At 43.1% G+C, this 11,579-nt stretch carries 12 protein-coding genes; 1 reads left to right on the top strand and 11 read right to left on the bottom strand.

Annotated features, from left to right (window positions below; genetic code table 11):
* Genes CSV74_RS02890 through cymR form a run of 4 tightly spaced genes read right to left on the bottom strand, consistent with a single transcriptional unit; the run spans position 1 to position 3,399 of the window.
* Positions 1–666 carry a tetratricopeptide repeat protein gene (locus CSV74_RS02890; RefSeq protein ID WP_099690499.1) on the bottom strand — a complete coding sequence of 222 codons (666 nt, stop codon included), beginning with the start codon at positions 664–666 and terminating at the stop codon, positions 1–3.
* A gap of 12 nt (positions 667–678) precedes the next feature.
* A complete protein-coding gene (gene mnmA / locus CSV74_RS02885; protein WP_099690498.1) occupies positions 679–1,797 on the bottom strand; it encodes a tRNA 2-thiouridine(34) synthase MnmA in 1,119 nt (372 codons plus the stop codon).
* Positions 1,798–1,818: 21 nt separating this feature from the next.
* Positions 1,819–2,967, bottom strand: a complete 1,149-nt coding sequence (locus CSV74_RS02880) for a cysteine desulfurase family protein (protein ID WP_099690497.1) — start codon at positions 2,965–2,967, stop codon at positions 1,819–1,821.
* A gap of 12 nt (positions 2,968–2,979) precedes the next feature.
* Entirely contained in the window at positions 2,980–3,399 is a 420-nt protein-coding gene (gene cymR, locus CSV74_RS02875) for a cysteine metabolism transcriptional regulator CymR (RefSeq protein WP_029054640.1), read from the bottom strand.
* A 126-nt stretch (positions 3,400–3,525) separates the two neighbouring features.
* On the opposite strand from cymR, the gene CSV74_RS02870 reads away from it, so the two are divergent.
* Positions 3,526–4,821, top strand: coding sequence for a replication-associated recombination protein A (locus tag CSV74_RS02870; RefSeq protein ID WP_099690496.1), 1,296 nt, complete (start codon positions 3,526–3,528; stop codon positions 4,819–4,821).
* 65 nt (positions 4,822–4,886) lie between these two features.
* Here the strand turns inward: CSV74_RS02870 and CSV74_RS02865 are convergent, their stop codons facing one another.
* The 7 genes from CSV74_RS02865 to nadC all read right to left on the bottom strand — a co-directional run bounded on the left by CSV74_RS02865 (position 4,887) and on the right by nadC (position 11,530).
* The gene (locus CSV74_RS02865; protein ID WP_099690495.1) at positions 4,887–5,687 is read right to left on the bottom strand and encodes a DUF6612 family protein; all 801 of its coding nucleotides are present in this window, start codon (positions 5,685–5,687) and stop codon (positions 4,887–4,889) included.
* A 90-nt stretch (positions 5,688–5,777) separates the two neighbouring features.
* The gene (locus CSV74_RS02860) at positions 5,778–6,857 is read right to left on the bottom strand and encodes a branched-chain amino acid aminotransferase (RefSeq protein WP_099690494.1); all 1,080 of its coding nucleotides are present in this window, start codon (positions 6,855–6,857) and stop codon (positions 5,778–5,780) included.
* Positions 6,858–6,876: 19 nt separating this feature from the next.
* Positions 6,877–8,121 (bottom strand): glutamate-5-semialdehyde dehydrogenase, encoded by a 1,245-nt coding sequence (locus tag CSV74_RS02855; RefSeq protein WP_099690493.1) that lies wholly within the window; start codon positions 8,119–8,121, stop codon positions 6,877–6,879.
* A 19-nt stretch (positions 8,122–8,140) separates the two neighbouring features.
* The gene (gene proB, locus CSV74_RS02850) at positions 8,141–9,232 is read right to left on the bottom strand and encodes a glutamate 5-kinase (RefSeq protein ID WP_099690492.1); all 1,092 of its coding nucleotides are present in this window, start codon (positions 9,230–9,232) and stop codon (positions 8,141–8,143) included.
* Positions 9,233–9,268: 36 nt separating this feature from the next.
* Entirely contained in the window at positions 9,269–9,520 is a 252-nt protein-coding gene (locus tag CSV74_RS16865) for a hypothetical protein (protein WP_143560733.1), read from the bottom strand.
* 46 nt (positions 9,521–9,566) lie between these two features.
* On the bottom strand, positions 9,567–10,676 hold the full coding sequence (gene nadA, locus CSV74_RS02840) for a quinolinate synthase NadA (protein WP_099690491.1): 1,110 nt from the start codon (positions 10,674–10,676) through the stop codon (positions 9,567–9,569).
* Between the two features lie 5 nt (positions 10,677–10,681).
* Positions 10,682–11,530: a carboxylating nicotinate-nucleotide diphosphorylase gene (gene nadC, locus CSV74_RS02835; RefSeq protein ID WP_099690490.1), complete on the bottom strand. Its 849-nt coding sequence runs from the start codon at positions 11,528–11,530 to the stop codon at positions 10,682–10,684.
* Positions 11,531–11,579 lie beyond the last annotated feature (49 nt).

Below are 11,579 nucleotides of genomic sequence, written 5' to 3'. Positions count from 1 at the left end.
TTACTCGCCTTGTTCACCAAGCTTGATCATATCGAATAAATAACGTGCCTGTGTATGGTCAGGTTCTACAGTGAATGCTTGTTCTAAGTGTGACAGTGCACTTGCTTTGTCTTCCGTTGATACTGCATATAAAACTCCCAAATTATAATGGCTATCCGCATGATCCGGAGCTACCGCCAAGATCGATTCAAATACAGGCTTCGCCTCTTTAAATAGCTCGAGCTTCGCTAGTAAAATTCCATAGGACAATGCAATTTCTTGATCGTCAGGATTTAATTCAACGGCACGCTGCAAATATGGTAAAGCTAAACGGTCATTACCTGCTTGTTCCATACTTTTACCGAGCATGAAATATGCATCGGCAGAGTCCAATCCTGTTTGGATCGCTTTTTCATATAACTTTGCTGCCTCTTCAAAACGCTCTTGATTGTAATACAGATTTGCCAGTCCGTAAAATGCCGTTCCTGCACTTTCGTCAAGCGTCAACGCTTTTTGGAAAAATGGTTCCGCCTGCTCCGCATCTCCAAGTGACGCAAAAATATTTCCAATATTAATATACCCTGTAGGCTCTTCCGGGTTTTCTTCTACTGCTTTCATGAAAAGCTCAATTGCTTTTTCATAATTACCTTCTTGCATTTCTTTAATCGCATCTTGATGAATCGACATGCTGTTGCCTCCTTATCCTACGTATGTCAGTTTCTTGCCGTCTTTAAATACTTCATTGATTGTTCCGCCACCTAGGCACTCATCACCGTCATACAGCACGACAGCTTGTCCTGGCGTAACTGCACGAACAGGTTCATCAAACGTCACAATTGCTTCGTCACCAGATAACTGCACAGTTACTTTAGTATCGGGCTGACGATAACGGAATTTAGCTGTACAAGTAAACGTCTCCGGTAATTCTTTCGATGAACAAATATTCATATCCGTTGCTTGTAAACTCGTTGAGAACAGTGTGTCATGATAGAAGCCTTGTTCAACTAGCAACACATTGCGCTCCAAGTCTTTACCGACCGCAAACCAAGGTTCTCCAGCTCCACCAATCCCTAGACCATGACGTTGCCCAATTGTGTGGTACATGAGTCCGTCATGCTTGCCCATCTTCACTCCGGCCATCGTCTGCATCTCACCTGGACGCGCAGGTAAGTACTCCCCGAGGAATTCTTTGAAATTGCGCTCACCGATGAAACAGATCCCTGTTGAATCTTTTTTCTTCGCTGTTGCCAATCCCGCTTGTTCCGCGACTTCTCGAACTTCGCTTTTCTCCATATGACCTAGAGGAAACATCACTTGCTGAAGTTGTTCTTGTGTCAATTGATTCAAGAAATACGTTTGATCTTTATTATTGTCTACACCACGGAGCATCGCTACACCATTTTCACGTTCTACGACTTGCGCATAATGTCCGGTCGCCAAATAATCGGCACCTAGACTTTTGGCGTGCTCGAGGAATGCTTTGAATTTGATTTCTTTATTACACATTACATCTGGATTCGGTGTGCGACCTTTTTTGTATTCATCCAAGAAATACGTGAATACTTTATCCCAATATTGTTTTTCAAAATTAACTGAGTAATAAGGGATGCCAATCTGATCACATACGCTGCGTACGTCTTCAAAATCTTCTGTCGCAGTACAATGTCCGGATTCATCCGTGTCATCCCAGTTTTTCATAAAGATTCCGATCACTTCATAGCCTTGCTGTTTTAAGAGTAATGCCGCAACCGAAGAGTCCACTCCGCCTGACATTCCAATGACTACACGAGTATCGGCAGGTGCTTTTTTTGTTGTCATATTGTTCATCCTTTACTTAATTCATTTCACTAGTCGTTTGACTACATTCGCAATTCGATTGGCTGCTTCTTCTATAATAGATTCATCCAAGTCATAACCGAAACTGATGCGGATCGAGTTTCTAGCTTTATCTGATTCTGTACCAAACATGGCCGTTACGACATGTGACGGTTCAAATGATCCTGCCGTACAAGCAGAACCACTAGATACGGCTACCCCTTCTAAATCTAAACTCATCAAAAATGTCTCCACATCAGTGCCGGGAAACGATACATGATAAATATGCGGTAAAGAAGCTACTGCATCGGGAATGGTAGGCAGGAAATCGATTTGATGTTTTTCAAAGACTTCCGCCATTTTTTGTTTATACGTAGAATAAGCTGTTTTCTTTTCTTGTTTGGATTGCTCGGCAATAGAGACCGCTTCTGCAAATGCAACTATTGCTGGCACATTTTCAGTACCTGCACGTCGCTGTTTCTCTTGTGAACCTCCGAGTACTTGGCTCGACAGTAACTTGCCATTTCGCTGATAAAGGAAGCCGATTCCTTTAGGACCATTCAGTTTATGCGCCGAAACTGACAGTAAATCGACTTGCAGTTCTTCAACGTCCAGTGAACAACTACCGTAAGCTTGCACAGCGTCTGTGTGGAAGGCGCACGGATGTGTAGAGAGCAACCGGCCGATTTCTGCAATCGGTTGGATGGTTCCTACTTCATTATTGCCGTACATGATGGATACTAAAATAGTTTCATCCGTTAACGCAGCTTGAACTTGTTCTGCTGTAATGACCCCATGCTTATCAGGTGAAAGATATGTCACTTTATAGCCTTGTGACTCCAGTTGTTTACACGGGTTTAACACCGCATGATGTTCGATTTCCGTTGTAATAATGTGTTTGCCTTCTGTTCTCAACGACTGTACGTACCCAAAAATCGCCAAGTTATCTGCTTCTGTCCCTCCAGAAGTAACTATGATTTCATTGGGTGACGCATTGATCGAGGATGCTAGCGTTTTGCGGGCATCTTCCAACACTTTTTTTGCGTGGCGACCAAATTGATGCGTACTTGAAGGATTACCATATGTATCTTGCAGCGCAGTGGTGAATCGCTCCAGTACAGCTGGATGCATCGGTGTCGTAGCGGCATAATCTAAATATATAGCTGGTTTCATCACTAAACTCCTTTAAATATAGAACATGTATTCATCAGCAGTAGACGTATCTTCAAATTCAATTAAATCTTTGATCGTCGTATGATCTAATACCCCTCGGATGGCGTCTCCGATTCGTTTCCATAGTTCGCGTTGCGGGATATCATCGTCATCAAGTCCTTCGACTAATTGAATCGGCCCTTCAAGCAAACGGATTACGTCTCCTGCCATAATTTCAGAAGGATCTTTTGCGAGTTTATAGCCACCGTAGGCCCCGCGAACACTCTTCACCATTCCGCTGTTGCGTAAAGGTGGGATGAGTTGCTCCAGATATGCTTCAGAGAGGTTTTGCTCTTCTGCGATTTTACGCAAAGGTACAGGACCCTCTCCATATTTTCGTCCTAATTCTACTATTACTGTAAGTCCGTATCGTCCTTTAGTGGATATTTTCATTGGGCATCGTCCTTTACTAAAATTGCTGAAATCAGTATAGCATAATTGTATCACTGGTTCTTGCAAATGACTTCACTAATGTTTTACGGTATAATGAAGGAACAAACGTACGCTAGGAGGATGTACATGCATAATGAACCTTTGGCCTTTCGCATGCGGCCCGAGACGATTGATGAAGTGATCGGACAAGAGCACGTCATCGGCAATAATACTCCCTTATATCGGATGATCAAGAACGGGCATGTCCCGTCTCTTTTATTATATGGTGAACCAGGAATCGGAAAAACGTCTCTAGCATACGCAATTGCGGGTACGTCAAAACTACCTTTCATTGCGCTAAATGCTACTGTGGCAGGCAAGAAAGATGTAGAAGATGTAGTGAAAGAAGCGCGGATGACAGGTAAAGTATTGCTATTTTTAGATGAAATCCATCGTTTCAATAAATTGCAACAGGATACGCTGCTTCCTCATGTAGAAAGCGGTTCGATCGTTTTGATCGGCGCGACAACGGAAAATCCATTCCACGACGTCAATCCCGCTATTCGTTCACGTTGTGGGGAAATTGTCCAATTGAAACGATTGCAACCAAAAGATTTACTGGAATTACTTGAGCGCACGTTGAAAGACGAAAAAAAAGGACTTGGTAAGGAAACGATCGAAATCACTACAGAGCAACTGGAGAAAATTTCAGAAGGCGTCAATGGGGATGCGCGAAAAGCTTTAACGTTCCTCGAATCATTGCTTGCTGCAAGTGATGAAGAGGACGGCAAGATTATTGTTGAAGATGCATTGCTCACTCAATTATTAACTAGGATTAGTTTACTAGGTGATAAAAAGGGCTCGCATCATTTTAATTTATTATCCGCTTTACAAAAAAGTGTCCGCGGAAGTGATGTCGATGCGGCGCTTTATTATTTAGCCCAATTACTTGAAATTGGGGATTTAACTGCAGTTACAAGACGCATGCTCGTCATGAGTTATGAAGATATTGGACTGGCAGCGCCAGATGTCGGAAGCCGTGTTCTCGCAGCCACGGATGCCGCACAGCGTCTCGGTATGCCAGAAGCACGTATTCCACTTGCCACCGCCATTATCGAGATGTGTCTGGCTTCCAAATCAAACTCCGCTTATAAAGCGATCGATGCGGCCACCAAAACATTGCATGAAAAGCCGACTGGCGAAATCCCGATGCATTTACGTGACACACACTACAGCGGATCCGCTGCGCTCGGTCATGGGGGCTACGTCTACCCACACGCAACACCGGTTGGCACATTCGGCGGTTGGACAGACCAACAATACTTGCCTGACAGCCTAGTACACTCTAAGTTCTACACCCCTGTAGAAGCAGGTGATGAAACAAGAATGGCCGCCATTCACCAACGGCTTCAATCATTCAAAGGGAAAAAGAATCCACGTTAGAAGTGTAACTAGATATCCAAAAAATCCACGCCAACCTGTAGTAGGTCAGCGTGGATTTTTTCTTATTACTCGAACATCTCCGCATCTTTCGGTGTGGAAATCGCATCGATATCATTAAAATAACTATACTTTGCATCGAGCTTCTGTTTATAACGGATATAATCTCGTCCAAAATAACTCGTGACATTTGCTGACATCTTCATGCCCGTCACAAACATCGTCTTCTCATTTACCGTCAGCTCTACATCTAGCTTCTCCACTACTGGAAATCCACCATGCGTATGAACAAACTTTTCTGGTTGTGGGCTATTCACTGAAACCACTTCCATCAATTGACGATAATCAGCAGGTGATAAAGAAAACTGTATGGCATAGCCGTAATCAATCTTTTCTATTTCTGCATCATGCACAAAAGGTTCTAACAGCGACAAGTCCATTACAGGAGAGACGAACGGCACCCACACGCCAAGTAATTCCGCGCGTTGCTCTTCTGTCAGTTTTTGCCATTCGCTCTTTTCTTCTTCGAATGTCTCTTGCATAGCCAATTGGTTACCTTGGCGGAATAGCTGAATATTTTTCGCGCCTTGTTTTGGAATTTTCCAGACGACTTCCTCTGAAACCTTCAGTGGATTCTGTTCAATATCCGCCTGAACTTGTACATTTTTACTTGTACGTTTTGCAGGATCGGATGTGACGCTACTTTCGTCGTACGCGATATTGGCATGGACAGATTCCAATTCATTCATCGCTTGTTCCGCTTTCTTCAATAAATCTTCCGCACTCGACGGGGCAGAAGACGTTTTTCCGCATCCTGTCACTGTAAATAGCAGTACTGCCAGGAATAGAACGATCAAACTTTTGTTCATCAGGAAACTCCCCTTCAATCAAAACTATTAACAGTGTACTTCACAGCAACGCAGTTGTCACGAACCATTCCACCTGATTTATGAGGGAAATTAGTCTACCGGCACGACCCAGTTATATGGATCTTCCACTTTACCTGTTTGGATGCCTGTGATTGTCTCATATAACTTCAATGACAGCTCACCGATTTCATTATGATTGATCTCGCATTTCTCGCCATCATAGAATAGTTCACCTATTGGAGAAATAACAGCGGCCGTCCCTGTGCCAAATGCTTCTTCCAATGTACCTGTCCGGTTAGCTTCCATAATTTCATCGATGGAAACTTTACGTTCAGTAATTGGAATATCCCAATCTATTAATAATTCGATCACCGACTTACGGGTGATGCCTTCCAAAATACTACCATTGAGGCTTGGTGTAATAATTTCTCCATTGATTTTGAAGAATACATTCATCGCTCCCACTTCTTCGATATAGCGATGTTCTTTTGCATCCAGCCATAGAACTTGCGAATACCCTTCCGCTTCCGCCACTTCTTGAGCTTTCATTGCGCCTGCATAGTTACCGGCTGTTTTCGCAGAGCCTGTACCACCTACTGCGGCACGGACATACTGTGATTCAACTGCAATTTTGACAGGATTGACTCCTTCTTTATAATACGGACCTACCGGAGACAAAATGATCATGAGTCGGTACGTTTTAGAAGGGGCGACACCTAAATAAGGCTGTGTTGCGAAAATGAATGGACGAACGTAAAGGGAAGTCCCCTCTCTATCCGGAATCCAGTCTTTATCTAGAGAAATCAATTCTTTTAACGCACTTAATACGAATTTTTCATCGAACATCGGCATGCATAATCTATCATTTGAGCGATTCAAACGTTTCATGTTTTCCTCTGGTCGGAATAAAACAACTTCCTTGTCTTCATTTAAATAAGCTTTCAATCCTTCGAAAACAGTTTGTCCATAATGTAACACGATAGCGGCAGGATCCAGAAGAAACGGCTTGTACGGCTCAATACGAGGATCATGCCATCCAGTTCCATCTGTATAATCCATCACAAACATGTGATCAGTAAAAATTGTCCCGAAAGCGAGTGGATCATCCGCTGCCGGCTTGTCTTTTGGTGCGGAAGTTTCATAGTGTAAAATATGTTTTTCAGTTGACATAAGTAAACCCTCCTGCATATTATCTAATTTGTCCGGTTCCTCGAATCACAAATTTTGAAGAAGTCAGTGCTTCTAATCCCATCGGACCTCTTGCGTGAAGCTTTTGTGTACTAATACCAATTTCTGCACCATACCCGAATTCGAAACCATCCGTAAAGCGAGTGGAGGCATTCACGTAAACAGCTGCCGCATCTACGCTATTCAAAAATTGCTCAGCATGTGCATCCGTCTGTGTAATAATGCTTTCCGAATGCTTCGTACTGTATGTGGCAATATGTTCTAGTGCTTGCTGTACATTTTCCACGCTCTTTACGCGTAATGTCAAGTCCAAGTATTCACTTGACCAATCATTTTCTTCAACAGCTGCGATATTCGAATCAAATGCCTGTAGCGTATCGTCACCTTGTAATTGAACATCTTGTTCTTGTAAAGCTTTGATCAAACTCTTCCCATGTTGCGCTAACCAATTGGAATCAATCAAAATAGTTTCGATGGCATTACAAACTGATGGACGCTGTGTTTTGGCATTCACAACTATATCGATTGCCATCTTCTCGTCAGCAGATTCATCGATAAATACATGGCAATTCCCTGCACCCGTTTCGATGACGGGTACTGTAGATTCACGGATCACAGTCTGAATTAACTTCGCACCGCCACGTGGAATTAAGACATCTAAATAGTCATTAAGTGTGAACAATTCTTTCGCTGTTTCTCGACTTGTATCTTCTATTAATTGAACAGAATCAACTGGCAATGAACTTTTTTCAAGTCCTCGTTGAATGACACGCCATAGTGCCATATTGGAAAATTTAGCAGAAGAACTTCCGCGCAACACGACCGCATTGCCTGTTTTCAATGCTAGGGACGCCGCGTCAATGGTAACATTCGGACGTGCTTCATAAATCATAGCGATGACACCGATTGGCACGCGCTTCTTGACAATATGTAATCCATTTTCCTTATGGATTTCTTCCAACGTTTCTCCAATTGGATCGTGTAAATCAATCAGTAGACGAACACCTTCCGCCATCGCTTCGATTCTTTCAGGCGTTAATAAAATTCGATCGAGAACTGCTGATTCAATTCCTTTTTCGCGTCCTTCATCGATATCTTTTTTATTTTCCGCAAGCAATTGATCTTGTTCTTCTATTAATTGCTCAGCAATCAATTGCAATGCGTGGTTTTTCTCTTCAGTTGTTGCCACGTTCAATACAATACTCGCTTCTTTTGCGGCCTTTCCTTTATCTCTAATCTCACTCATAATCCATTCTCCCCTTTGATTATACTTGTACCCAGCGGTCACGGTGGATGACTTCTAGCATGGGCTTGAATTCTTCCAGTTGATCCTTATTAGAAATCGTTTGTTTTAATTGCTCAGACGAGTAAGTGACTTCACCTTTACCGATCAAACCATCTAAACCGAACACTTCCACTACTTCCCCAATCCCAAATTCACCCTGGACTTTAAAGACGCCGGCTGGTAATAAACTGCGTCCATTATGTACAATCGCTTCTTCAGCGCCTTTATCGACGTATAGACGTCCAGTCGATTCGGAATGAAGTGCAATCCATTGGCGGTTCGTATTGATCGTATTGGCAGCAGGACTGGAAATATACGTGCCGTCTCCATAACCTTTTAAAATATCTAGCAATTTTGATGGACCGCGTCCTGTTCCGATGAAGACCGGAACGGCTAACGTGTGAGCGGTTCTTGCAGCTAGTAACTTCGAACGCATACCACCAGTTCCGACTTTCGAGCCACTATCATCAGCGCCACCAAGCAGTTCGTCTGAAATTTCATCCAACTTCGTCAATCGGACAGCGTCTGGATCTGTTCGTGGATTACTTGTGTAGATGCCGTTGACATCGGTTAAAATAATTAACTGATCCGCGTGCAGAAAGCCACTGACTAATGCGGATAGCATATCATTATCACCAAAAGTTAACTCGTCAATGGATACCGTATCGTTTTCATTAATGATCGGCATGATGCCACGGTCAAGTAATTCGGACATCGCCGCAAATGCGTTGCGGTATCGATCACGGTCAGCAAAGTCATGACGCGTCAATAAGATCTGTGCCGGTATGACTTTATGTGCGCTGAATCTTTCGATATAGGATTGTATCAACAAGCTCTGGCCTACTGCCGCTGCGGCTTGTTTACCTTTAATCGTCTGTGGACGGGAGGAATAGCCGAGACGCGCAAAGCCTGCCGCCACCGCTCCTGAAGAGACGACAATGACTTCATGCCCAACGTTTTTTAACATCGCCAAGGCATCGACATGATCATTGAATTTTACCTGATCGATTTCTCCATTATCATTCGTTAACGAGCTGCTACCAATTTTCACAACGATTCGTTGTCTTTTCATATGAATTCTCCTGCCATTTCTACATATCATCTACTTTTATACAATAAAAAAGCCCAATCGTCCCGATACAATCAGGACGAAAGGACGTAACTTCCGCGGTGCCACCATCATTGGATTCATCTTCACGAATCCCACTTTCCTTTTAACGCCAAGGTGCGCGCCTGTGTTTACACAGGACTCAAAAGGCAGGTTCGACAAGGCATTGCGACGGAAACTTCCAGCCGATGGTTTCCGCTCTCTAACACATGCTATTTTATCTACTGGTCCTTCTTCAACGTTCCATATCATTTCCCCAATCATACAATATTCAGAGTAATTGTCAAGCACTGCTGCGTCACTTTCGTTGTAGCATCCGGTCTAACGCATCGATCGCATCTGCAGAAGTAACTGCATCCACTTGTATAATATTTTGCTCCGTGCCTTCCATAATACTTTCAAGACTCCATAGTAAATGTGGTAAATCGATACGGTTCATTGTCAAACAAGGACACATTAAAGGATTTAATGAAATGATATCTAAGTCAGGGTGATTTTCTATCAAACGATTAACTAAATTCATTTCTGTGCCAATCGCCCATTTTGTACCAGGTGCGGCTGCTTCAATTTGATCAATAATATACTTTGTTGAACCGTCATCATCAGACTTCATCACCACTTCATGTGAGCATTCGGGATGAACGATAATTCGACGCTCGGGATCATTTTCACGTAACTGACGTATATTTTCCACCGTGAAATTTTCATGAACGGAGCAATGTCCTTTCCATAAAATCACTTGACACTCTTCGCTTTCTCCATCGTATTCAAGACTATCGTGAATAGGATTCCATACCGCCATATGATCGAGAGGCACACCGAGTCCGTACGCTGTGTTACGCCCCAAATGCTGATCTGGTAAGAATAAAATTCGTTTCTTCTGTGTGAACGCCCATTGAACGATTTCTTTAGCGTTTGACGAAGTGACTGTTGCGCCCCCATTGCGGCCGACGAATGCCTTAATTGCTGCCGTCGAATTCACGTAAGTCAATGGAATCATCGTATCTCCAAAACGTTCTTGCAAGTCTTTCCACGCACGTTCCGTCTGGTAGATGTCTGCCATATCTGCCATTGAACAACCGGCACGCATATCCGGTAAATAGACTTTTTGTTTTTCCGTTGTTAAGATATCTGCCGTTTCTGCCATGAAGTGCACACCACAAAACACGATATGTTCGGCTTGTTCATTCGCTGCACAGATTTGTGCTAACTGCAAAGAATCTCCTGTAGCATCCGCAAATTGAATCACTTCATTCTTCTGGTAGTGATGGCCAGGAATAAATAATTTGTTACCTAGTGTTTGTTTAATCGTGCGAATTTTTTCTTCCATTTCAGTCACGGTGTAGTGTTTATACCGCTCAGGCAACATAGCATTTGCCTGTTCTTTTACAAGATCCATCATCGACATATTCTTCAGTCCTCCTGCGTAGTGAGTTGTATAGTAGCGCTAATATCAGCTGCAATTACCGAATGCGTTAGTGCGCCGACCGATATGTAATCAATCCCCGTCTTGCCGTAAGAAGCGATCGTATCTTCTGTAATCATGCCTGAAGCTTCGGTTATGATATGCGGAGGTACGAGTGGTAACCAGTCCATAATTTGTTCCGGCGTCCGGTTATCGAACATAATAATATCCACGTTTGCTTCAACAGCTTCTTGCAGTTGCGCTAGCGATTCGATTTCTACTTCTATTTTTACCGTATGACCTAATCGTGATCTTACTAGTTGCACGGCATTCGTTATAGAACCCGCATATGCCAAGTGATTATCTTTTAGCATCACTGCGTCGTATAATCCGTTACGATGATTAAATCCGCCACCAGCTCGAACTGCATATTTATCTAGCATACGAAGTCCAGGGGCTGTCTTGCGTGTATCACAAACTCTTGTCTTTGTTGCGGATACGAGTGCGGTTAGCTCAGCAGTTTTCGTCGCAATCGCACTCATGCGCTGGATACAATTTAGTACTACTCGTTCTGCAGACAATAGACATCTGACAGGGCCTTTCGCAATAGCAAGTACTTGTTTGTCTGTTATTCTTTCCCCATCTTCTACGAGACACGTGACATCTATAGATGGATTCATCACGTGAAAACCTGTCGTGATGACTTCTCCCCCGCAAAACACTCCTGAAGATTTAGAAATAATTTGCATTTCACCTATCGCATTAGCAGGAAATAATGAATTAGCCGACAGATCACCATCTCCTACATCTTCTATGAAAAACTGTTCGAGCATTGAGACCAATTTGATTCTATTCATCTGCGTTCCTACGACCTTTCTCTCAACCGAGTGTCTTTACATCTATCTT

Origin of the sequence: Sporosarcina sp. P19, from assembly GCF_002743165.1 — a bacterium.
GTDB lineage: Bacteria > Bacillota > Bacilli > Bacillales_A > Planococcaceae > Sporosarcina > Sporosarcina ureae.
This window is presented reverse-complemented; position numbering and strand designations above follow the sequence as displayed.